Here is a 23,574-nt window from a genome sequence, read left to right on the forward strand (position 1 = left end):
TCTCTCGGGAGCGTGCGTCGAACCCTTCCCATCCTCGTTTTCACGAGATGGTGCATCAGTTCGTCGGGACCAGTACGTTGCCGGGTTTCCCACTTAAGGGAACCGGTCTCGTTTGGTCCGTCTATGGACCCACTGGGATTTGAACCCAGGGCTTCCTCCTTGCAAAGGAGGTGCTCTGCCGCTGAGCTATGGGCCCACCCCCTTGCGGGGGCGAGGAGTGTCAGCCTTGATAGTTCGTAGGTGCCCGATCGGGCGCTCGGTCGGCGACGTATCGAACTTGGAGTGCCACCTATGACTGTGAAGTGAGCCAGGCACGTCGGCCTGGTCTCGGTCGTTAGGAGGTGATCCAGCCGCAGATTCCCCTACGGCTACCTTGTTACGACTTAAGCCCCCTTGCGAAGCCCAGATTCGACACTCGTTGCGAGTGCCTCATCCGGACCTCACTCGGGTGCTTTGACGGGCGGTGTGTGCAAGGAGCAGGGACGTATTCACCGCGCCCTTCTGAGACGCGATTACTACCGAATCCAGCTTCATGAGGGTGAGTTTCAACCCTCAATCCGAACTACGACCGGGTTTCTGAGATTACCATCCTCTTTCGAGGTAGGAACCCATTGTCCCGACCATTGTAGCCCGCGTGTAGCCCAGCACATTCGGGGCATACTGACCTACCGTTGCCCGTTCCTTCCTCCGCTTTAGCAGCGGCAGTCCTCCTAATGTACCCATCCACGCGAACGTGATGCTGGCAATTAGGAGTGCGGGTCTCGCTCGTTGCCTGACTTAACAGGACGCCTCACGGTACGAGCTGACGGCGGCCATGCACCTCCTCTCTGTAGCTCAACATAGAGGTCATCAACCTGATGATCATTGCTACAGTCGATGCTGGTGAGATGTCCGGCGTTGAGTCCAATTAAACCGCAGGCTCCTCCGGTTGTAGTGCTCCCCCGCCAATTCCTTTAAGTTTCATCCTTGCGGACGTACTTCCCAGGCGGCCAATTTATCGGCTTCCCTACGGCACAGCACCGACTCGTAGTCGGTGCCACACCTAATTGGCATTGTTTACGGCTGGGACTACCCGGGTATCTAATCCGGTTCGAGACCCCAGCTTTCGTCCCTCACTGTCGGATCCGTCTTCTCGAGGTGCTTTCGCCATCGGCGGTCCGTCCAGGATTACGGGATTTCACTCCTACCCCGGACGTACCCCTCGAGCCTTCCGGTCCCAAGCCACGTGGTTTTCGCCGGACGCCCATCCGTTGGGCGGATGGATTTCCCGACGAACCTACGCGGCCAGCTACGGACGCTTTAGGCCCAATAATATCGGTCATCACTTGAGCTGCCGGTATTACCGCGGCGGCTGGCACCGGTCTTGCCCAGCTCTTATTCGTGTACCACCTTACGGTACACAAAAGCGAGGACTATATGCCCTCGCACTTGGGGTCCCCTTATCGCACTGTCGTGCAGTGTAAAGGTTTCGCGCCTGCTGCGCCCCGTAGGGCCCGGAATCTTGTCTCAGATTCCGTCTCCGGGCTCTTGCTCTCACAACCCGTACCGATTATCGGCACGGTGGGCCGTTACCCCACCGTCTACCTAATCGGCCGCAGCCACATCCTGCAGCGCCGAAGCGTTTTGAGCTCTCTGCATTCCAGCGTGAGAGCGGTATGGAGTATTAGCCTCAGTTTCCCGAGATTATGCTCCTCTGCAGGGTAGGTTGGCCACGTGTTACTGAGCTTTCCGCTGCGATCTAAGTCGCGCAACTAGCATGGCTAAATCGGACCCCAATAGCAATGACCTCCGGCAGGATCAACCGGAATGTTTCCTCTCTCTGTTTGGGGGCAGAGAGAGGGGGTGGCGGGATTTCCACTCTGACGAGTGGGAATCACCATACACTCTGTAAAGAGTGCAATTGCAAGGTCCAAGTTCGGTGTGTCGATCGAGTCGAGTGACCGATCGGGTATCACCGAACTATCAAGGCTAACGTCAGATTCCGTCGTGTACGGCGGACCGCAGGGGCGGAATCCTCATCTTCTTCGGACCTGAACGTTGGTGGTTCGGGACCTTAAAGGCACCGAAGCCGTGTTCAGGGTGTCCGATCGCGGGCCGGGTTGAACGGCCCGCAGTCGCGGTGTGTCTGTATCGTGTTCGAGTGCCCGTTTCCACTTAAGGGCACCGAATCGAGGTCGGCGTCGTCGTTCGATTTCGCCGACGTCCGCGTACTTCAGTACGAGTGCCGAGTCCCACTTAAGGGATTCGGATTCGGACTCGGACTGGGCGCGCCGTCGACCGGTGTGAACCGGGCGCGGCACGTCCGGGACGCCCGGGGAGACCCGAGCGCCCTTCGCATCTCTTTCGAGGAGAGTGACTCATAAAAGGGTGCCGAAGAAAACCGCCTCAGACACACGCTCTCATCCCACGCGAGAGTCGCTATCGCAACGAATGCACGTCATCACCTACTCGACTGAACGACGGCGTTCGGTCAATCAAGTGACTTGTTTGGCAGGGTACGATAGTTCGGAGGAGCGGCCGAGCCGAGTCGACGATCGCCCGACTAACCCGAAGGTCCAACGGCGATCGTCGACCAGCAGTTCCGAGTCAGTACTTGTACGTGCACACGTGCGTGAAGCGGCAAACGCACTTTATAAGGCCGGCCTTTATAAGGGAGCGCGGAGAAGCAGTAACAAACATGACGTCGCCGGCAGATTCCATCGAGATTCAGAACGTGGTTGCATCGACGGGTATCGGTCAGGAGCTCGATCTGGAGGCGCTCGCCGACGACCTTCCGGGCGCCGACTTCAACCCCGACAACTTCCCCGGCCTCGTCTATCGAACCCAGAATCCGAAGGCGGCCGCACTCATCTTCCGCTCCGGCAAGATCGTCTGTACGGGCGCAAAGAGCATCGACGACGTCCACGAGGCGCTGGACATCATCTTCGACAAGCTTCGCGGCCTCAGCATCCCGGTCGAGGAGGACCCCGAGATCACTGTTCAGAACATCGTCTCCAGCGCCGACCTGGGACACAACCTGAATCTCAACGCGCTCGCCATTGGGCTCGGACTCGAAGACGTCGAGTACGAACCCGAGCAGTTCCCGGGACTCGTCTACCGGATGGACGAACCGGAGGTCGTCATTCTGCTGTTCGGAAGCGGAAAGATCGTCATCACCGGTGGAAAGCAGACCGACGACGCGGCGACCGCCGTCGAGCAGATCGTCGAGCGGATCGAGAATCTCGGCTTGTTAGGATAGGCTGAGACGGTCGACGACCGAGTCGTGAGATCCCTTTTGTCGTGCTGGGTGACGTGCGTCGCTCGTCGTCCCAGTAGACCCCGATCGCCGAGAGAGCAGCGTAGAGTCCCGAAACGGTGATACCGGTGCGTTCGTAGTGCTCAACAATGGGTGCACGTGAGAACATCGCGTTTCTCGTCGGTTCGGAGAGTCGAGTCGAGCTGTTTCGGACGTTGGCAAAGCGCCCGTATCGACCCACAGAGTTGGCCGAACAGTGTTCCTGTGCCCGAGAGACGGCACAGCGAACGCTCGGACGGTTCGTCGAACGCGGGTGGGTAGCGCAGTCCGACAGTCGGTACCACTTGACGTGTGGTGGGCGTAGCGTCCTCGAGCAATACGACGAGTTCGCCGACGTCGTCCGGGGAGCAGATCAGCTAGAAACGTTTCTGACCCATCTTGGATCGATCGCAGCGGGGTTCCCGATCGAGAGATACAGAGAGGTGACGTTGACGAAAGCAACGACCACCGACCCACACGCCCCGATCGACAGATATCTCACCGTGTTGGGGTCGGAACCAGTCGATTCGTTCGTCGGGATCACGCCGGTCGTGAGTCGTGTCTACAACGAAGCGGCGGCGGCGATCATCGGGCCGGAGACGGAGATGGAACTCGTCGTCGACGACTCGGTGCTCTCCGTTTCGGAGTCAGAGTACCCCGACGCGCTACAGCGGGCGAACGAGCTCGACCAGTTCGAGCTCTTGTTGACACCTAGCGACATCGACTTCGGACTCACTGTCGTCGACGACTACGCCTACGTCGCTGCGTACGATGAACAGAGCAGTCTCGTCGCCTGCGTCGACGGCAACAGCGAGTCGTTGCTCGCGTGGGCACGAGACGTCTACGACGACTATCGACGGTCGGCCCGACCGGTGGAGTAATCAGTGTCTCCGCAGCGATCCTGATCTCGGAGCAGCGGACTCGACGAACGGCTATCTCCTCGGGGAGGCACTCGAGAGTGACCGCCTAGTGGGCTGTTTCTCGAGGCTGGCAGTTCCGTCGGTTTCGACAATCGTGATTGGGTTCGTCACTCGTGACTGTGTCGATGCCGAGTGATTATTTTGATCACTGAGTACAGTAATAAAGTATAAGTCGACGGTCACCAAGAGTCAGATTGCAGCGGACGTGAAGGCGGTTGGTCCCCGCTGACCACTTTCTCCCCTCTCGCCGTGGGGTCACCCTTCCGTTTTCTCGGTGAGAACGTCTTTGACGACCTCGGGATCTTCCAACAGTTGGTGCTTCGTGTAGCTTCCTTCTGCGCTCCCGCCGCTGTGTTTGGACTGTTCGATGATGTCGAGAAACGCGTGTTCTTTCAGAAGGTCACGGACGCGGCGGAGTGAGAGGCTGTCGGATCCCTCCTGTCGGCAGATACTCTCGTAGATTTCGTACACTCGACTGGTTCGGAACCCGTCTTTCCGTTCGTTCGAGAGCGAGAGAACGGCGAGTGCTTGGAGCACGTATCGCGAGTGAGGCGTCGATCCACGGATGAGTTCTCGGAACCGGTCGGTCTCTGCACGTTCGCGGGCCTGGGTGACGAAGTTCTCTCGGACGGTCGAGGCACCCTTCGCCTGTGCGATCTCACCGGCGTAACGGAGGATGTCGATCGCTTTCCGCGCATCACCGTGTTCTCGGGCAGCGAGGGCGGCAGCACGTGGAATCGTCGAGGGGTCGAGCACGTCGTCGCGGAAGGCGTCGCTCCGGGCGTCCATGATGTCGCGGAGTTGGTTCGCGTCGTAGGGAGGGAAGACGAACTCTCGTTCACAGAGACTGCTTTTGACGCGTTCGTCCATTCGCTCTTTGTACTGGATCTTGTTGCTGATGCCGATGACGCCGAGTTTGCAGTCGGCTATCTTCCCCGCTTCGCCCGCTCGCGAAAGCTGCATCAGGATGTCGTCGTCGTCGAGTTTGTCGATCTCGTCGAGGAGAATGAGCACGACGTCGTACCGGGCGTCGAGAATCCGCCAGAGTCGTTTGTAGTACGTCGAGGTACTGAGCCCCTTGTCGGGGACTTTGATCCCGGTGTCTTCGGCGTCGTTGACGCTGTCTGCGATCGTCTGGACCGCCTGTGTCTCGGTCGTGTCCTGTGCGCAGTCGACGTACGCGAAGGTCGCGTTGACGCCTTCTTCGCCTGCGGTGTCGACGAGTCGTTGCGAGACGTACTTCGCACAGAGTGACTTCCCCGTCCCCGTCTTCCCGTAGATGAGCACGTTGCTCGGGCTCTGCCCGAAGATGGCGGGGTTGACCGCGTTGGCGAGGTTGGCGATCTCGTCGTCGCGGCCGACGATACGACCTTCCCCCGGGAGATGACTGATCTCGAGGAGTTCCTTGTTCGCGAAGATGGGGTCTTCGCGGGTGAAGAGATTGTCCCCAGTGTCGGACATATCCATCCACACCACGTTTCCGGTGAAATCAGTTCCCCTTTCGAGTTAGACACACACACCACGTTTCCGGTGAACGGGGTGAGAGAGAGGGGAATGCCCAGTCGAAACGGAGGTTTCGGTTCACCGGAAACGTAGTGTGTTTTTCCCTCTACCGCAACCGAGTTATCCACGCGAACGGACGCTCTCACCGATTTTCCCTCCTAAAACAGACGAATCGGCGAGGAGCTCGATCAGTCGGGTCGGCTGGGAGACGTCGCCAGCGACTTCTTTCGACTGTCGAACCGAGTCAATTTCCGTACTCTCTTTCGAGTCCAGTGATATGCAGAGTCTACTATACTATTTTTGCAGATGACTTGGTGGACTTTTCTCGACTTGGTGTATTAACTCTATCTGTTCTCCGACAGTCAAATGGTGCGGTCGTCGTCCTCGGTTCGACGCTCTCAGGGACGAAACGGCTCCCCCTCTTTCCCCGTTTCACCGGAAACGTGGTGTGTCTGTCCGTCTGTCTCGAGTTCGCCAGCAGCGTTCTTCCACCACTTGGACACCCGACCAGTTCGCGCACCGGTTTCATCGGAAATACGGTGTGTCCGTTCTCACTCTGTTGTCTCTCGGCCATGTCTCTGTCATTCCTCCACCTCTCTCTCTCTCAACCGACACGGGCCGATGTCGGACTAGCACCGGGCTAGTAGCGGACGTGGCTCGATCGTGGTTCGCCGTCGGGCGAAGCGTTCCCACACCACGTTTCCGATGAACGCGCCGCCGCCGGATCCTACCTATAGACTGCCTTTAGATCGACAGTATGACCGAAACAAACGTAGCGAGATAGCCAACTCGACGAGCGAGATCACATCTGTAGTAGCTCGTGTACCTGTTGACACCCGACCGCACGACGGCGGTCGGACGTGTGACGACGTGCACTCGTTACTATAGACGACGAGAGAAGAGGGAAGGACGAACGAAACGACGAGAAGGTCTACCGAGCGAAGCGGCCTCTCTGTCTCCGACGTCTCCCTGAGCGAAGCGGTCGCTGTCGGTTGCTCTCCCAGCGTCGCTTCCACCGGAAACGTGGTGTGGTGGTCCGTGTCGATCTCTTCTATCGGACGACCGTGAGTGATCTTTTCCCTCACTTGAGTGCACGTCATCACACCGCTTTCACCGGAAACGTGGTGTGTTCCCGGTACACTCCGCCGTTCGCTGTTTCCGGTCTCGACGCTCCGTTTCATCGGAAACGTGGTGTCTCTCACAACCGAGAAGGCGACCGGCGACGACGGTGCTTCATCGACGAGCTCGACTCCGTCGTGAGCACGAGGTTCGACCTCACGAAGGTCCTCTCTACCCAAGCAGAAACCCGGTGGGCGACCACCCAGGAAACGACTCTCGGTCAGCGCCACCGAGAGAACGGGCTCTATGGATCGGAGCTGTCAGAGGGAGCCGATAGCCGAGCCAACGTGGAGGGCAGTGAGACGAGACTCGGACGTAGTGGAAGACTCGGACGTAGTGGAAGACTCGGGCGTAGTGAGGAAATCCGATGTAGTGGACCGAGACGTTTGGGCGTAAACACGATATTCGTCGAGTACGTATCGTCGGCCGTGGCTACACATCACAGTCGGGCGGATGACCCGCCGACGTCCGACTCACGGCGTACGCCGTGGGACGTCCCGCTCCGTGATCCGGGCGCGTACGCCCTCACGAACCACTTTCGTCGTCGTCTCCGACAGACGGGCAGATACGTCACGCTGCCGGTCGTCGCTGAGTCGATCCGCACCGGACAGCTCCGCTGGAACTCGACCGACGGCTGGCGCTTCGCACTCCTCCGTGACGGAGTTCGGTTCGTCGTCGTCGTCGGCGACACCGAGACGTCTTCTCCGGTCGTCGTCACCGGGTGGACCGAAATCGACTCCTGGTCTATCGCTCGCTCGTCGGACCGCTGGAGCGACGACGATCTCCACACGATCCAACTCCGTGCGGATCTGAGTCGCCACCGCGATCGACAGATTCCGGAACGTATCCGCCCTCGCGTCGTCGACAGTCCGTTCGAAGTCGGAAATCACCGTGTTACGACGGCAGCGGGAGCGGGTTACGTCGTCTGTGTCGACTGCGACGCTCGCTTCAGATCGAAGGCTTCGCTGTGCGGACAGCGCTGTGTCGAACGTCGTCGTTGAAAGTATCGTCGAACGACGCCGCTGAACGGTCGAACGACGGCGTCGAACGGCGTTCTCGCCTCCATACGGTCGGTGTCGCCGTTCGCTGGGCTGTCCCTGATCGCCGTCCTCACCGATTCGAGACGGCGTCTCGCGAGGCTGAACTATAACTGCTTGGCGAACGTATCTCTGTTCACTCGGCGGCTGGCGGATTCGACCACGAGCAATCGACGAACGACCGCATCAACTCGCGAGACGATCGGGAGAGACCGAGCGAACGCTTCGACTCGTTTCGTTCCGTCGTGGATCCGGTACCGCCGTGGGAGCGCAATCAGTATGAGCGAATCGATCGTCCACCGTCTCTGGACACGCACGTCTCGGTCACTCGTCGGTCTCACCCGTTCGACCGGCCGCCTGACTCGTCGCGGTGTCTCGTTTTTGACCCCCCCGTATCGCACGCAGACACAGTCGACACAGTGGGAGCGCGCGTGGCTCGCCCGGAGAGAGGCACGGTGGCGGCGCGGCACGGAGGTCGTCGAGTGCTTTCGCTTCGCCGACGGCTACGTCGCCACCGTCGAGTACACCGACCGCGACGTGACGTGGCAGCTCACCGCCGGACCGGTTCCCCTGGCGGGCGCGCTGTTCACCGTCGCCCTCTACACGCAACACGACGTCACCCCCCAGATCGACCCCGACGGGCGGATGTTCACCGCTATCGGCGACGACGGTCCGCGGCAGGTGTTCACCGAGACGCCCGACGAACCGGTCGAGTACGTCTACGTCGACGCGTTCCGGACGCTCGAGGAGTTCCCCGACTGCATCGATACCGCCCCGCTCGAACAGACGTTCAAACGACTCTCCTACAGCCCTCGGCGCGAGCTCCGGTCCGGATAACGGTCGTCTCTCTCTCTCTTCGACGCCGACGTCGACTTCGAAGCCGGAGCCGAAGGTCGTCGTTACTCGATCTCGAAGCTCGAGGGCTGTCGTCACTCGACGTCGAGAATCTGCCGTCCGCCGGCGGTGTACAGCCGCGGACTGTCGTCGTCGACGGCGAGGACGCCCCAGTGGGACCGGACCGGCGCGTCGAACAGATGTTCGGGGACGAACGGCATCGGGACCGGTTCGTAGGCGGCGGCGCGGAGCGATCGGACGTCGGTGAACACGCCCACCTCGCGTCCCGAGGCGTCGGTCACGTGGAAGCACTTGTCACGGGGGTTCCGCCGATACGCGTAGGGAAACGCCGACGCCGGCGGGCAGCCGAGACCGTCGACGTCGTCGAAGACGGCGACCTCCTCGTCGCCGTCGGCGAGGACGACACGCTTGTCGTCGCTCCCCGTACGCTTGCCGTCGCTCACCGTTCGTGCCTGTCCGGAGGTCTCACCTCCTCTTCCGTCGTCGCCGAGTTCCTCGAACCACCGGAACTCCGGGTCGGTCGTCTTGTGCAGAGCGTAGCCACCGCCGGTCAGCGCGATGCGGTCCGGACCGTTGTAGAACGTCCGGCAGCCGTCGTCGTCCTCGGCGGCGACGCAGGCCGGTTCCGAGAGCAGTCCCGACACCGTCTCCGCGAGCGCGTCGGCCTCACCGCCGGGAACGACGAACAGCGTCCGCCGACCGTCGTCGCTGTTGTCCCAGAGCCGCGAGATCACCGTCGTCGGTTCGACGTCGGTCGCCCCGAGCGGTTCGACCGCGATCGGTGCGTCGGTGTCACCGAACAGCGATTCGGCCGTCGAACCGCCCGCAGCGTCCGTCGGTGCGGTCGCGATGGCGTCCGGGAGCCACCCTCGGTCAGGCCGTTCGATCCGGTAGCCGGACCGCTCACAGACGTCGAGTGCGGCGGCGAGGAGCGACGCGTCGGTTGTCATCGCCTCTCGTTGGGACTCGACACACAATACGGTTGTGCGCGACGCGCGGCGGTCTCGCGTCCACGGAGGATCTGGACCGTCTCGTGGGGTTCGCAAGCGGACCGTCTCGTGGGGTTCGCAAGCGGACCGTCTCGTGGGGTTCACAAGCGGACTGTCCCGCGGGGTTCGCAAGCCGTTTCCCGTTGGCACCGCTATCTCCACCGATGACTGACGGGGACAGCTCCGGCGACCCGGACGCGCAGACGACCGACACTCCGACCCGGGACGGCGACGGTCCACCGACGAGCGGCGATCCGGCGACGTCGCCCGTCTCGCTGGAGACGTTCTACGACGCGATCGAGGCCGAGGGTCGCCCCGTGATGACCGCCCAGCAGGTGGCTCGTCGACTCGACTGCTCGCAGGCGGCGGCGATGGCGGCGCTCGAGGAACTCGCCGGCGACGGACTCGTCACCCGCGTCGACGTCGAGGCCGATCCGGTCGTCTGGTATCCCACGGAGTGGGAGGACGTCGCGAGTCGCGAACGGGTCGTCCTGTTCTCCGAGCGACGCGAGATCGTCGTCGACCAACCGACCCAGTACACTCGCGCGCAGCTCTCGCAGTTCGCCCACCTCGTCGACGCGACGGGCGAGCGCTCCGACTCCGCCCGCCAGCGGAACCGCGGCCGCGGCTACCTCTACAAGATCCGTCAGGAGGACGTCTGGCAGGCACCGTTCGAGACGCTCGACGGCCTCCTGACGAGCATCCGATCCGTGCTCCCGCGGCGCTCGCCACATCTGGAGGAGTGGGTCGAATCGCAGTGGAAGCGCGCCCACCAGTTCACTCTCTCCACCCACGAGGACGGCTACACCGTGCTCGAAGCCGCCACGGACAACCTGATGGGCAACGTCGCCCGACAGAAACTCGACGAGGACCATATCCAGGCACCCCTCTCCGACACCGAGTGTTGGGTCTTCGACGACGCAGTCGCCGAGATCAAGCGGATCCTCTACGACGCAGGCTACCCCGTCCAGGACGACCGCGACCTCGAGACCGGCGACCCGCTCGACGTCGACCTCACCATCGACCTCCGAGACTACCAGCAGGACTGGGTGGACCGCTTCCTCGAGCAGCGCTCGGGCGTGTTCGTCTCCCCCCCCGGGTCGGGCAAGACGGTCGCCGGCATCGGCGTTCTGACCGCTATCGGCGGCGAGACGCTGATCCTCGTCCCGAGTCGCGAACTCGCCGCCCAGTGGAAGGAGGAACTGCTCGCACACACGACGCTCACCGAGGAGCAGATCGGCGAGTACCACGGCGGCGAGAAGGAGATCCGCCCCGTCACCATCTCGACGTACCAGACCGCGGGGATGGACCGCCACCGCGCGCTGTTCGACTCGCGGAAGTGGGGGCTGATCCTCTACGACGAGGTCCACCACGTCCCCTCCCGTATCTACCGGCGGAGCGCCGACCTGCAGGCGAAACACCGTCTCGGCCTCTCGGCGACCCCGGTCCGCGAGGACGACCGCGAGAAGGAGATCTTCACGCTCATCGGCCCGCCTATCGGCACCGACTGGGACAAACTGTTCGACGCCGGGTTCGTCCAGGAACCGGAGGTCGAGATCCGCTACGTCCCGTGGACCGACGACACGTCGCTCAACGAGTGGCGCAGCGCCGACGGCCGCCAACGGCACATGCTGGCGGCGACGAACCCCGCGAAGCTCGACGCAGTCGAGCGGCTGCTCACCCAACACCCCGACTCGAAGGCGCTGATCTTCGTCGACTATCTCGATCAGGGACGGTACTTCGAGGACGAACTCGGCGTCCCGTTCGTCAGCGGCGAGATGCCGCACTACCGCCGCGAACAGCTGTTCCAGTCGTTCCGCGACGGCGACATTCGGACGCTCGTGATCTCGCGGGTCGGCGACGAGGGGATCGACCTCCCGGACGCCGAACTCGCGGTCGTCGCCTCCGGCCTCGGCGGCTCCCGGCGACAGGGTGCTCAACGCGCCGGTCGGACGATGCGTCCCACCGGGAGCGCGCTGGTCTACGTACTCGCGACCCGCGGAACGAGCGAAGAGGACTTCGCCCAGCGACAGATGCGCCACCTCGCCGAGAAGGGGATCCGCGTGACCGAACGCGACGACACGGAGTTGCTCGACGAGGCGACGGCCGAACGTCGCTCGGAGTCGACTCCGGGCGAGACCGATGCCGAAGGCGAGGGTGAGACTGAGACCGAAACCGAGACTGATGCCGAAGGCGAGGGCGGGACCGAGACCCAGACTGAAACCGAAGGGCACTCCACCGACGATGTCGAGATGAGAGACGACTGATGTACACCGACCGTTTCGATTTCGAACTCGTCAACGTCGAGGAATCGGGCACGTTCTCGCGGGACGTCACCGCTGCCGTCACGAACACGTCGGACAGCCCGGCGACCGACGTCAGTATCGCGCTCGACATCGCCGCCGCGGGAGACCACGTCGAGACCGTCGAGGCGGACGTCGGCGACCTCGAACCGGGCGAGACGCGGGAGCTCGCCTACACGCTCTCGGTGAGTCCGACGCAGGGAGTCGCGCTCATGGCACAGGGAGCGCAGCTCGACATCGCCATCACGGCCGACGGCGAGACCGAGCGGACCGAGGGGACGCTCGACGTCTGAGACGGCCTCCCGATTCTCGGTCGCCTCCTCTCGACCGTCTCCTCGTGGCCACCCGTTTTCAGCTACTTTCGACTCCGTCGACACCGGCCCTCCCGGCGTCGACGACGCGATAGCGACGCGGCTCCGAGGTCTGACCGTCTGCGTTCTCTACGCCGCCTGCGTTCTCTACGCCATCTCTCCCGTCCGCTTCGATCCGAACCCGCTCGACTGCACCGCGCTTTCGGAGGAGTTCGAGATGCGACGCCGCCTCGCCCGCACCCATCTTGGCGTGGATGCCCTCCATCTCGCCGAACAGTCGCGTAGCGACCTGCCACGGGGTCGCTCCGGCGTCCGAACGCTCTCTCTCGGCGTCGGGACTGCCGCTCTCGTCGACGACCTCGCCGAGCGCCGCGACGGTCCGCCGACTCCGCTCGTCGTGGTGGGCGACGATCTCGTCGACTCGCTCGCCGAACGCGAGCGGCGACCCGTGTCCCGGCGCGACTTCCTCGACGCCGAGGCGGTCGCAGACGGAGCGGACCCGCCGGAGGCTCTCCAGATACGTCGCGAGCGCGTCGTCGAGTCGCGTGTCGCCGCCGCCGACGTTCGGCGTGTAGGTCGGGAGGACGAGGTCGCCGACGAACGGCGTCACGGCGGCAGTTCCGCCGCTGCCGCTTCCAGCACCGGCGACGAACGCCGCGTGCCCGAGCGTGTGGCCCGGCGTGTGGACCGTCTCGACGCCCGCGACCGTCTCGCCGTCGACGACGGACTCGACGCGGTCGTCGGCGAGCGAGTCGGGCATCGGCGAGGGGCGGTCGCCCGACTGCACCGCCTCGACGACCGACTCGGGGACGCCCCACTGCCGTAACCGGCGGGCGTCGCGGTCGACGCGCTCCGCTCGTTCGGCCGCGTAGTCGGCGACGAGCGGCGCGTCCCGCTCGTGCATCACGACCGTCGCCTCGGTCGCGTCGACGAGCCGCGGGACGAGTCCCGCGTGGTCGACGTGCCAGTGCGTGACGAAGACGTACTCGACGTCGTCGACCCCGAGTCCGGCCGCCTCGATTCCAGCACGGAGTCGATCCCACGCCTCCGCCGTGGGCGGCCCGGGATCGACGACCGCGTTTCGGTCCGACAGGACGTACGCGCTGTTCTCCCCCTCGGGGTTCCCCGCCGCGAGACTGACGCGCTCGACGTTACTCCCCACTGCGACTCACTCCGAGCGCACCGTGTCCAGCGCGTCCATCACCCGGTCGACCTTCTCGACCTGCGCGTTGTAGCCCATGTGGCCCACACGGAGGATGTCGTCCGCGAGGTCGCCGAGCCCCGTCGAGAGGACGACGTCGTGTTCCTCCGCCAACTCCGACTGGACCGCCTTCGCCTCGCCCGGCAGGTGGAACGCCGTCACCGTCGGTGAACTGCGTTCGGCGTCGGGGTAGAGCTCGAGCCCGAGCTTCTCTCCTCGTTCGCGGCAGTGGGCGGCGACCGTCTCGTGGCGGTCGTAGGCGACGTCGAGCCCCTCGTCCAACAGCATCGACAGCGACTCGTCGAGCGCCGCGACGTTGGCGACGAGGTGCGTGTACGGGAACTGCTCGCTCGTGTCCCGCCACGGGAGAAGGTTCGTGTAGAGCGACTTCGGGTCGCGCTCCTCGGCGACGTCCCACGCCCGGTCGCTGACGGCGACGGTCGTCAGCCCCGGCGGCGAACTGAACGCCTTCTGCGACGCGCCGATGTTGACGTCGATGTGCTCGCTCGGGACGGGCGTCCCGCCCAGCGAGGAGACGGCGTCGACGACCGTCAACACGTCGTGGTCGTGGCACCGTTCGAGCACGGGCGCGACGTCGTTGAGCGTCCCCGTCGGCGTCTCGCAGTGGACCATCGTAGCGACGTCGTAGTCGCCCTCCGCCAGCGCCGCCTCGACGCCCGTCACGTCCAGCGGGTCGGTGTAGTCGGCGCCGACGACCGTCGCCTCGCCGCCGTAGTCCTCGACGAAGTCGGCGAAGCCGTCGCCGTAGAGGCCGTTCGAGACACACAGCACCTCGTCGCCGGGGGCGACGGTCGACGCGATGGCGGACTCGAGGCCGAGGATTCCCTCGCCACCCATCACGATCACGTCGTCGTCGGTGTCGTAGACGCGCTTCAGTTTCTCGCAGACCTCGTCGTAGGTGTCGAAGAAGGACTGCTCGACGTCGGGGTTCGGCATCGGGTCGCTCATCCGGTCGCGGACCCGCGGCGGCACCGCCGTCGGGCCGGGAGTCATCTGCATGGTCGGCCGTTTCGTGGGGACTGGCTTAGCCGTGGGGGTCGCCGTCGTCATTGCACTCTGCTTCGTTCGTCACCAACCCACTCGACCCACCGACCGTGTTGCTGGTAGGCCGCGACTCGCCGACTCACGAGGTCGCCGCCACCGCGAGTGGCTTCGACGGTCGCGTGGTTCAGCCACAACCCTCCGTCGACGTCCTCGACGGCCTCGTTACCCGAAAGCCAGTGTAACTCTCGGTCCGCTCCGAGGTCTCGAATCAGCCCACGGTAGCGCTCGTCCATCGCCTCGTCGAACTGGTAGCGTACTTGCGTGTCGAAGACGACGACGGGTGTCTCGGTCGGAATCTCGTCGACTGCCGTCGACAACGACTCCAGTGCGTCACCAGCACGTAACTCGGGTGGGTCCTCGCGAGCGGCGTCGATGGCGGCGCGGAGCAACTCGTGGCGTTCGGTGTGCTCCGGCCAGACGAGTCCGAGGAGCCACGTCACGTCGCCGGGGTCGCACACGTCGAGCGGGTCGAGATCGAGGCCGACGCGCGAGGCGACTGGCGGGAGCGACGCCGGGGAGCCGGGCAGCGGCGGAGTGCCGTCGCCGCGGAGCGTCGAACGCAACCGAACTGACGACGATGCGTCGCCGTAGACGACGGTTCCGCCCGCAGCACCGCTGTCGTCCGCTTCGTCCGCACGCTCGTACGCGTAGCCGTATCGGTCCCAACAGAGGTTCAGCCCGGCGCTCGGACCGACTTCGACCAGCGCGAGCGGCCGACGGTCGACCTGCCGGCTGACAGACTCGAAGGCGGGCAACAGCGCCGTACAGCGTCTCACTGCGTTCGTCTGTGTCCGACGAGTGGGTAGCACCTCGACCAGTTCCTCTCGATACTCGTCACAGAACGCCTGCAGCCACTCGAACGCCGCATCGTCGGGTTCGCGGGCGTCTCCGTCGGCGACGCAGGTCGGGTAGTACGCGCCGAGCGGGTGGTCGATGTCGTCGAGGAGGAGACTGTGGACCGCGGCGAAGAAGACGTTCGCCGGCGCGCGGTCTACGGGGACGAGGTCGGCCAGTTCCAGTAACGCCGGGTCGGTGGCGACGTCTCGGGCGAGCGTCGCATAGAGCGGGGAGGTGTCGCGCGCCCAGTCGGCGAACCACTCGAAGTGCTCTCGGAGGGCTTCTCGGTTCACTGCCGACACTGGACGGGAAGGCACAAAAGCACACCCCACACACAGGAGACCATGAGCAAACTCTCGCCCGCGGACCTCGATCGCTACATCTTCTCGCGGACGGGCGCGGCCAACGACGACCTGCTCGTCGGGTCGGGCTACGGCGAAGACGCCGCCGCCGTCGCCGTCGACGAGTCGACGATGGTCGTCAGCACCGACCCGATTTCGCTGGCGGCCGAGCGGATCGGCACGCTCGGCGTCGCCATCGCGAGCAACGACGTCGCCGCCTGCGGCGGCGTCCCCGAGTGGCTGGTGAGCACGATCCTCCTGCCCGATCCCGACGTCGATCTGCTCGACGAGATAACCGCCCAACTCGACGCCGAGGCCGAGCGATTGGGAATCACCATCGTCGGCGGCCACACCGAGACGGTCGCCGGACTCGACCGCCCGCTCCTGTCGCTGACCTGCATGGGGCCGACCGACCGCTACGTCCCGACGTCGGGCGCGGAACCGGGCGACGCGGTGGTTCTCACCAAGGGTGTCGGCATCGAGGGGACGGCCGTCCTCGCGACCGACTTCCGGGACGAGCTGGCGGCGGCCGGCGTCGACGCCGAGGTCGTCGACCGTGCGGTCGGCTTCTTCGACGACGTCAGCGTGCTCCCCGAGTCCGCCGTCCTCGCATCCGTCTCGACCGCGATGCACGACCCGACGGAGGGCGGGGTGCTCAACGGGCTGGTGGAACTCGCCTGCGCCTCCGAGGTTCGTCTCGACCTCGACGACGCGCTCGACGGCGCACCCGCCGACGAACTCCCCGTCCGACCGGAGACGCGGACGCTCTGTGACGCGATGGGCGTCGACCCGCTCCGTATCCTCGGTTCGGGCGCACTGCTCGCGACGGTCCCCGCCGCCGACGTCGACGAGACGCTCGCGGCGCTCGAGGCGGAGGGGATCGCGGCGACGGTCGTCGCGACTGCGGAAGCGGCCGAGGAAGCCGACGGAGCCGACGAACCGGGCGCAGGCGTCGTCTACGACGGAGAGCACTACGCCGGCAGCGTGCGCGACGAGATGTACGACCTGTGGGACTGAGGCGACGACTCGACTCGGGCGAGACGACTCACAGCTCGTCTTCCGACGGCTCGTCCCACTTCGCGTCCGCCGGAACAGCTTCGAGGGCGTGGCGGATCTGCTCTTCCGTGTAGTCGGTCTCGTCGAGCACCATCGCCAGCCGTTGCCAGCGGGCGCTCAGTTCCCCCTCGCCCTCGGGGCCGACGCGGGCACCGCGCGTCTTGAAGAACTCCGTGCCGCGCCCGCGACGTTTTCCCTCGCCGGTGTGGCCGTCGAAGATCGCGTCGAACTCGCCGTCGATAGTGAGGTCGCCGACCGGGAAGTCGTGGGTCGGCTCCTCGCCGCGCTCGTACGCCTCGGCGCGTTGCTCCGCGACCTTTCTGAAATATTCGTCGGCGTTGGACGCCTCCCGCGAGGAGGTCGCCCGCGCGGCCGCGAGCGCGGCCTGGATGCCGCAGAGTCGGCCGCGCCAGGAGTCCATCTCCCACTCCTCGGCGAGTTCCTCGTACCGCTCGATGTGGAGTGCGACGTCCTGGCCGGCGCGCAGGTCCTCGACGACGTAGAGGTTCAAGCGGTCCCAGAGGTTCCAGCCGAACCCCGAGCGAGCGAGTTCCCACGCGGCCCACGCGGCGACCTCGTCGTCGGAGCGGCGGACCGCCTTCTGGAGGAGACTGGAGACGACGTAGCGACTGTAGCCGCCGTCCGTCTCGTCGCCCCCCTTCTCCTCGCCGAAGTCGTTCTCGCCCGTCGCCTCCGGCGGCGTCTCCGTCTGTAACTCGCCGTCCGTGCCGAACGTGGTCTGTCGGTCCTCTCCCATGGGTTCCGGGACGAAACCCCCGGATAAAGTGACTGCGGCCTCCGACCCGGACGCTCGGCTGCGTTGGGTATGCGACCGTCGTGACCGTCGTGCTCGATGCGACGCGTCGCCCGATGGTTCCGACTCCGCTCGGGCGTACGACTAAGTCCGTTCTGCACCCATCTAGACGGGATCGCCCATGAACGGACGCGACGTACGGCGGCCCCTGCAGGGAGTTCTCGCCCCCGAGGGGAGCGTCCAGCGCGCCTATCGAGCGGCCGCCGGCGCGCTCCTCGCCGACGGCGACGACCGGCTCCGGGAGGCGCTCGCGGCGTGGAGTACGTTCGTCCGTCGACACCACGGCCCCGTCTTCGCCGACGATCGCCACACCGGTGGCGACGACGAGACGTCCGTCACCGCACGGCGCGTCTTCGTCGACACACTCGCTTACGACTTCGTGCTCACGCGTCTCCGTCGGTCGTTCGAGGAGGCGTTCGCGGTGACGTTCTCCGAGTCGGACCCGACGGCGACGGCCGACGCCTTCCCGGTCTCGCTCGACTCGGTCCACGCTCGGGTCGCCGCCGACCTCGACTCGTCGACGGTCGTCGACACGGGGTTCGCCGCCCTCGACGCCGACGAGTTCCGTCGGACCGACCCGGCCGTCATCGGTGACGGGTACGAGCGAGCGATCTCGCAGTCGGTGCGACTCGCCCTCGGGCAGTACTACACGCCGCTCGGCGTCGCGTCGCTCGCCCTCCCCGAGGAGGTCGCCGACGCCGAGTCGACCGTCCTCGACCCTGGCTGTGGCGGCGGCGCGTTCCTCGTCGCCGCCGTCGAGGCGAAGCGTCGCGCACTCGACTGTCCGCCCGCGACGGCGGTCGACCGCATCACCGACTCGGTGTTCGGTATCGACCTCGACCCCGTCGCCGCCAGGTGTGCGAGGCTGGCGTACGCGCTCGCACTCGCTCCACTCCTCGCCGACCTCGACGCCGCAGATTCCGACGGCGACGACGCTCCCCGCGAACTCCGGCTTCCCGTCGCCTTCGGCGACGCGCTCGCGCTCACCGACGACGTTCCACGCCTCGACGGCGAGTCGTTCGCCCCGCGCGTCGACGTGCTCGTCGGCAACCCGCCGTGGCTGACGTGGGACCGACTCGCGCCCGCCGTCAAGGAACGCTGGCGCGACGGTTACGTGACGGAGCTCGATCTGCTGCCGGCGCGCGGGCCGGACTCCCTGCTCGGCTACGCCAACGACGACCTCTCGGTGCCGTTCGCGTGGGTCTGTCTCGACCGCTATCTCCGTCGGGGCGGACGGGCCGGCCTCGTACTCAAGCGCGACCAGTTGACGGGGTCGGCCGGTCGGCTGTTCCGCCAGCTCCGCGTCGGCGACAGGCGACTCCGACTCGACGCCGTCGAGGACCTCGCCGGCCTCTCGCCGTTCGGCACGGAGGTCGGTGCCGACGCCGCAGTCTACCGGTTCACGGCGGACGTCGCCACGAGTTCCGCCTCCGTCGACGCCGACTCCACTGACTCCGTCGACGTCGCCGACTCTACCGACGTTGTCGACACCGCGTCGCGCTTCCCCGTCCCGATGCGGCGCTGGCGACGTCGGGAGGGCGTCGCTCCGGCGTTCGGCTCGCTCGACGCGATGGCCGCTTCGCTCTCGACGACCGAGACGGCGCTGTGCCCGGTCGATCCCGCGGACTCGGCCGGGTCGTGGGTGCGCGAGGACGCCGAGCGGCGGGCGGTCGGGGAGTGCGCTCACGAGATCCGCCACGGGGTGAAAGACGACGCGAAGGCCGTCTTCGGTCTCGACCGCCCGCAGCTCTCGGAGCTCGAACCCGACCACGTCTACCCGTACCTCAAGTCCCGGCACATCGTCAGCTACGGACTGTTCGGCTACGACCTCCAACTGGTGCCGATGCGGCGGGCGAGCGAGGACAACGAGGCGTCGCTGGCCGCGACTGCCCCCCGGACCTATGCGTACCTCCGTGCTCACCGCGAGCGTCTGCTCGAGCGCTCCTCGACGTGGTTCGACCGGGGGCCGTTCTACACGCTGTTCGGACTCGGACCGTACACGTGGGCCGACTACAAGGTCGTCTGGTGTCGTCTCGGGTTCGAGCCGCAGTTCGCCGTCGTCTCGACCGTCGACGACCCCGACCTCGGTGAACGACCGGTCGTCCCCGGCGACCACTGTCTGTTCCTCCCGACGGACGACGCCGACGAGGCGTACTTCCTCTGCGCGTTGTTGAACTCCGCGCCGTACCGGCGCTGTCTCCACGACGTCGCCGGCGGCGGGAAGTCCGGTCTCTCGAAGAGCGTCGTCTCGCGGCTGTCGCTCCCTGCGTACCGCGGAACTGATCGCCAGCGGCGTCTGGCCCGACTCTCGCGACGCGCCCACGACGTCGTCGCGGACCAGACAGGCGTCCCGAAACGGGAGTACGACCCTACCGCGATTCCGGCGCTCGCGGCCGTACAGACCACCATCGACCGCCTCGTCGAACGACTGCTCGTCGAGGGAGAGAATGAGAATTCTTAAGTTTTAGACCGGCCGTAGTATTCAGTGACCGCTCTTAGCTCAGCCTGGCAGAGCAGCCGACTGTAGATCGGCTTGTCCCCCGTTCAAATCGGGGAGAGCGGACTCATTTGTCCTGCCACTACACGAACGAGCGAAGCGAGTGAGTCGTGTCGGGTTCTGAGTCTCCTGAACCCCGATGGGAACCTGCAAGTCACAGCCCGCACAGCCGAGCGAAGCGAGGCGAGCAGGAATGTCTTGCTCTGTTCAAATCGGGGAGAGCGGACTGCACTTCAACATCCGTGAGCGTAGCGAGCGGTGTTGAATGTGAGGAAGTTCTCGACTCGATTTGAATAGGGAGCGGGAGGTGAGCGAGCACCGCGAGCGAACGGGAGCGCGTGGGTTCGAATCGGGGAGAGCGGAGTTCTGCTGCGACCGACGTGAGCAGTGAAGCGTCTCTTCGAACTGATTCGAGTCTGCAACTCACAGCGCGACCGATCGTGGTGGCTACGCCCTCAGATTTGACACGTCGTTTCCACACCCCGGGGCTGGAACCGGCACCATTTTCCCCAAAACGTTACAAATGTCAGGTATTAATAGTATGGAACTTATCTGTTTCTTCATGGCTCACACCCGTAGCTCGGAGAACGTGGAGACGGTCCGCATCACCCGAGAGATGAACGACCACCGAACGATGACCGTCGAGGTCGTCGATACGAACTCGACGAGATATCTCGTCGAATACGCGTCGTCGGACCTCGAACGGACGCTCGCCGCCCTGCCGGTCGGTGCGACCGTCCCGCTCGAACTGGAACCCGTCGGCGTCCGATCGAACGTCTGGCGAGCGGTCAGCATGCACGCGGGGCTGTCCGGCCACCGCGACAGATCGGCCCAGCTCGTCGACTGACGCCACGACGACCGCTCCCGCGACGACCGCTCCCGCGACGACCGCTCCCGCGACGACCGCCCGGCGACGTTCTCGGCCGGCGTCGACTCGACGTGCTGTGAGCGGACGCGACCGTCCGAGGTTAACATGTGAAGTCGACCCTTGATACTCTCGCCTGTGTGAGTGACAACCATGGAGTACGCGACAAACGACGACGTCTCGCTGTGCTACGAGCGGCGGGGGCCGACAGACGCCGAGACCGTCGTCTTCGTCGAAGGGCTCGGCTACGGCCGCTGGATGTGGCGCTGGCAACGCGACCCGTTGAGCGAGACGTACGACACCATCGTCGTCGACAACCGCGGGACGGGTGGCTCCGACGCGCCGCCGGGGCCCTACAGTATCGAGACGATGGCGGCGGACCTCGACGCCGTCCTCGCCGACGCGGGCGTCGAGTCGGCGCACGTCGTCGGCGCGAGTATGGGCGGGATGATCGCCCAGCAGTACGCACTCGACTACGACCGCGCGACGTCGCTCGCGCTGTTCTGTACGAGTTTCGGCGGCGAAGACGCGGTGCCGACGCCGCCGGAGACGCAGGCGCGGATGTTCGACGTCCCCGAGGGTCTCGACGAACGCGAGGCGATCCGGTACAAGATAGAGCCGGCGCTGACCGAGGAGTTCGTCGCCTCGAACCCCGACCTCCTCGACCGCATCGTCGAGTGGCGACTGGCGAGCGACGCCGACGAGACCGCCCGCGACGCGCAGGCGACGGCGGTGGCGACGTTCGACGTCGGCGACCGACTCGACGAACTGACGCTGCCGACGCTCGTGCTGCACGGCACCGCCGACCGCGTCCTCCCGGTCGAGAACGGCGAGCGACTGGCGGCGCGCCTCCCGAATGCGACGTTCGAGCGCGTCGAGGGCGGGTCACATCTCTTCTTCGTCGAACAGGCCGACGACGTCACCGACCGCCTGCGGGAGTTCGTCGATGGGCGCTGACGACGCCGACGACGGTGGCGTCGCAAACGGCCCGACGCCGTGTCCCGACGACGTCCCGTTCGATTGGGTCGGCGCGTGGAGCGAACGCCGCGCTCGGCTCTCGCCCGAGAACGTCGGCCTCGTCGACGCGACGACCGACCGTTCGTTCACCTACCGCGAACTCGACGAGCGGGCGAACCGGACGGCCCGCCTCCTCTCCGACCGCGGCGTCGCCGAGGGCGGGCGAGTGGCGACGCTCTCGCGGAACCGTCCCGAACTCGTCGACTGCTTCTTCGCGACGGGGAAGACGGGCGGCGTGCTCGCACCGCTCTCGCATCGACTCGCCCCGCCCGAACTCGCCGCGATGCTGTCGACCGTCGACCCCGAACTGCTCCTCGTGGAGGCTCCTTTCGCCGACCTCGCCCGTGACGTCCTCGACCACGACGACTGCGCGGTCGCTCCCGAGGTGCTCGTCGTCGCTGACGCCGAGGGTTCCGACTCCTCCACGCCGACGACCGATTGGCCGCGCTACGACGAGCGACTCCCCGCCGACGACTCGCCCGTCGACTCCGCCGACGTCTCGCTGTCGGACCCACAGCTGTTCCTCCACACCGGCGGGTCGACCGGCGTCCCGAAGGAGACGGTCGTCTCCCACCGCAGCGTCGTCTGGAACTCCTTCAACACCATCACGGCGTGGGGGCTCCGCCCCGAGGACACGACGCCGATGGTGTTCCCGATGTTCCACACCGGCGGCTGGAACGTGCTGACGGTGCCGCTGTTCCACCTCGGCGGGACGGTCGTCATCGCCCGCGAGTTCGACCCGGAGGCGGTGCTTCGGTCGATTCCCGAACACGACGCCTCGGTGCTCGTCGCCGTCCCCGCCGTCCTGCGGACGATGTGTCGCCACGACGACTGGACCGAGACGGATCTCTCGTCGCTGCGGTTCGTCAAGAGCGGCGGCGGCCCCTGCCGCGAGTCGGTGATGGAGGCGTGGTGGAACCGCGGCGTCGACCTCTCGCAGGGGTACGGGTTGACCGAGTGCGGCCCGAACAACTTCGCGATGCCCGAGGGGTGGTCCCACGAGAAGGCCGACAGCGTCGGCGTCCCCGCGATGCACGTCGACGCCCGCGTCGTCGGCGACGACGGTCCCGTCCCGCAGGGAGAGGTCGGCGAACTCGAACTCGCAGGCCTCCACGCCGCCGACAGCTACTGGCAGGCCCCCGAAGAGTCGGCCGAGACGTTCGGCGACGGCTGGGTGTCGACGGGCGACCTCGCCCGCGTCGACGCCGACGGCTACTACCACGTCGTCGGCCGCACGAAGAACATGTACGTCAGCGGCGGCGAGAACGTCTACCCGCCCGAGGTAGAGAGCGTCGTCTCTACCCATCCGAAGGTCGAAGAGGTCGTCGTCGTCGGCGTCCCCGACGAGCAGTGGGGACAGGTCGGCAAGGCAGTCGTCGAAGGCGACGAGAGCCTGACGCTCGCGGAACTCCGCGACTTTCTCGACGGGCGGATCGCCCGGTTCAAACTGCCGAAGCAACTCGCGTTCGTCGACGAGATGCCGACGAGCGGCCCGTCGAAGATCGACCGGCAGGCCGTCGAGGAACGGTTCGGCGAGTCCTAACTCGGGGCCGAGACCGATCCGACCGAC

17 protein-coding genes, 2 tRNA genes and 1 rRNA gene are annotated in these 23,574 nt (G+C 65.6%); 12 read left to right on the forward strand and 8 right to left on the reverse strand.

Going from position 1 to position 23,574, the window contains the following annotated elements:
* Positions 1 to 124: 124 nt before the first annotated feature.
* Together EOHIBHHM_RS15360 and EOHIBHHM_RS15365 are read right to left on the reverse strand one after the other, a co-directional pair.
* Positions 125 to 196: transfer RNA gene (locus tag EOHIBHHM_RS15360), tRNA-Ala, on the reverse strand.
* Positions 197 to 336: 140 nt separating this feature from the next.
* A 16S ribosomal RNA gene (locus tag EOHIBHHM_RS15365) occupies positions 337 to 1,808 on the reverse strand.
* 869 nt (positions 1,809 to 2,677) lie between these two features.
* Between EOHIBHHM_RS15365 and EOHIBHHM_RS15370 the strand changes: the two genes are divergently transcribed.
* Positions 2,678 to 3,238, forward strand: a complete 561-nt coding sequence (locus tag EOHIBHHM_RS15370) for a TATA-box-binding protein (RefSeq protein WP_497252090.1) — start codon at positions 2,678 to 2,680, stop codon at positions 3,236 to 3,238.
* Between the two features lie 146 nt (positions 3,239 to 3,384).
* The gene (locus EOHIBHHM_RS15375; RefSeq protein ID WP_497252092.1) at positions 3,385 to 4,155 is read left to right on the forward strand and encodes a helix-turn-helix transcriptional regulator; all 771 of its coding nucleotides are present in this window, start codon (positions 3,385 to 3,387) and stop codon (positions 4,153 to 4,155) included.
* Between the two features lie 294 nt (positions 4,156 to 4,449).
* Here EOHIBHHM_RS15375 and EOHIBHHM_RS15380 read toward each other — a convergent pair whose 3' ends face one another.
* A complete protein-coding gene (locus EOHIBHHM_RS15380; protein ID WP_497252094.1) occupies positions 4,450 to 5,661 on the reverse strand; it encodes a Cdc6/Cdc18 family protein in 1,212 nt (403 codons plus the stop codon).
* Between the two features lie 1,583 nt (positions 5,662 to 7,244).
* Here EOHIBHHM_RS15380 and EOHIBHHM_RS15385 point away from each other — a divergent pair.
* Positions 7,245 to 7,817, forward strand: coding sequence for a hypothetical protein (locus tag EOHIBHHM_RS15385; protein ID WP_497252096.1), 573 nt, complete (start codon positions 7,245 to 7,247; stop codon positions 7,815 to 7,817).
* A 315-nt stretch (positions 7,818 to 8,132) separates the two neighbouring features.
* On the forward strand, positions 8,133 to 8,690 hold the full coding sequence (locus EOHIBHHM_RS15390) for a hypothetical protein (RefSeq protein WP_497252098.1): 558 nt from the start codon (positions 8,133 to 8,135) through the stop codon (positions 8,688 to 8,690).
* 92 nt (positions 8,691 to 8,782) lie between these two features.
* On the opposite strand, the gene EOHIBHHM_RS15395 is transcribed toward EOHIBHHM_RS15390, so the two are convergent.
* On the reverse strand, positions 8,783 to 9,658 hold the full coding sequence (locus tag EOHIBHHM_RS15395) for a hypothetical protein (protein ID WP_497252100.1): 876 nt from the start codon (positions 9,656 to 9,658) through the stop codon (positions 8,783 to 8,785).
* Positions 9,659 to 9,861: 203 nt separating this feature from the next.
* On the opposite strand from EOHIBHHM_RS15395, the gene EOHIBHHM_RS15400 reads away from it, so the two are divergent.
* Together EOHIBHHM_RS15400 and EOHIBHHM_RS15405 are read left to right on the forward strand one after the other, a co-directional pair.
* On the forward strand, positions 9,862 to 11,964 hold the full coding sequence (locus EOHIBHHM_RS15400; protein WP_497252102.1) for a DEAD/DEAH box helicase: 2,103 nt from the start codon (positions 9,862 to 9,864) through the stop codon (positions 11,962 to 11,964).
* Complete coding sequence (locus tag EOHIBHHM_RS15405; RefSeq protein ID WP_497252104.1) at positions 11,964 to 12,293, forward strand: FxLYD domain-containing protein; 330 nt, start codon at positions 11,964 to 11,966, stop codon at positions 12,291 to 12,293. The genes EOHIBHHM_RS15400 and EOHIBHHM_RS15405 overlap by 1 nt, the downstream gene beginning before the upstream one ends.
* A 58-nt stretch (positions 12,294 to 12,351) precedes the next feature.
* Here EOHIBHHM_RS15405 and EOHIBHHM_RS15410 read toward each other — a convergent pair whose 3' ends face one another.
* Genes EOHIBHHM_RS15410 through EOHIBHHM_RS15420 form a run of 3 tightly spaced genes read right to left on the reverse strand, consistent with a single transcriptional unit; the run spans position 12,352 to position 15,707 of the window.
* A complete protein-coding gene (locus EOHIBHHM_RS15410; protein WP_497252106.1) occupies positions 12,352 to 13,473 on the reverse strand; it encodes an MBL fold metallo-hydrolase in 1,122 nt (373 codons plus the stop codon).
* A gap of 6 nt (positions 13,474 to 13,479) precedes the next feature.
* A complete protein-coding gene (locus EOHIBHHM_RS15415; RefSeq protein WP_497252108.1) occupies positions 13,480 to 14,532 on the reverse strand; it encodes a pyridoxal-phosphate-dependent aminotransferase family protein in 1,053 nt (350 codons plus the stop codon).
* Positions 14,533 to 14,579: 47 nt separating this feature from the next.
* Positions 14,580 to 15,707: a DUF2332 domain-containing protein gene (locus tag EOHIBHHM_RS15420; RefSeq protein ID WP_497252110.1), complete on the reverse strand. Its 1,128-nt coding sequence runs from the start codon at positions 15,705 to 15,707 to the stop codon at positions 14,580 to 14,582.
* A 51-nt stretch (positions 15,708 to 15,758) separates the two neighbouring features.
* On the opposite strand from EOHIBHHM_RS15420, the gene EOHIBHHM_RS15425 reads away from it, so the two are divergent.
* The gene (locus EOHIBHHM_RS15425) at positions 15,759 to 16,772 is read left to right on the forward strand and encodes an AIR synthase family protein (RefSeq protein ID WP_497252112.1); all 1,014 of its coding nucleotides are present in this window, start codon (positions 15,759 to 15,761) and stop codon (positions 16,770 to 16,772) included.
* A gap of 28 nt (positions 16,773 to 16,800) precedes the next feature.
* Here the strand turns inward: EOHIBHHM_RS15425 and EOHIBHHM_RS15430 are convergent, their stop codons facing one another.
* Entirely contained in the window at positions 16,801 to 17,568 is a 768-nt protein-coding gene (locus EOHIBHHM_RS15430) for a hypothetical protein (RefSeq protein ID WP_497252114.1), read from the reverse strand.
* Positions 17,569 to 17,746: 178 nt separating this feature from the next.
* Between EOHIBHHM_RS15430 and EOHIBHHM_RS15435 the strand changes: the two genes are divergently transcribed.
* From EOHIBHHM_RS15435 to EOHIBHHM_RS15455, 5 genes are all read left to right on the forward strand, one after another.
* A complete protein-coding gene (locus tag EOHIBHHM_RS15435; protein WP_497252116.1) occupies positions 17,747 to 20,086 on the forward strand; it encodes an N-6 DNA methylase in 2,340 nt (779 codons plus the stop codon).
* A 28-nt stretch (positions 20,087 to 20,114) separates the two neighbouring features.
* Positions 20,115 to 20,188, forward strand: a tRNA-Tyr gene (locus EOHIBHHM_RS15440).
* A gap of 475 nt (positions 20,189 to 20,663) precedes the next feature.
* Positions 20,664 to 20,969: a DUF7999 family protein gene (locus EOHIBHHM_RS15445; protein WP_497252118.1), complete on the forward strand. Its 306-nt coding sequence runs from the start codon at positions 20,664 to 20,666 to the stop codon at positions 20,967 to 20,969.
* Positions 20,970 to 21,140: 171 nt separating this feature from the next.
* Positions 21,141 to 21,944 (forward strand): alpha/beta fold hydrolase, encoded by an 804-nt coding sequence (locus tag EOHIBHHM_RS15450; RefSeq protein ID WP_497252120.1) that lies wholly within the window; start codon positions 21,141 to 21,143, stop codon positions 21,942 to 21,944.
* A complete protein-coding gene (locus EOHIBHHM_RS15455; protein WP_497252122.1) occupies positions 21,934 to 23,547 on the forward strand; it encodes an AMP-binding protein in 1,614 nt (537 codons plus the stop codon). Before EOHIBHHM_RS15450 ends, EOHIBHHM_RS15455 begins: the two co-directional genes overlap by 11 nt.
* The last annotated feature ends 27 nt before the right edge of the window (positions 23,548 to 23,574 follow it).

This window comes from Halogranum roseipondis (assembly GCF_059695585.1).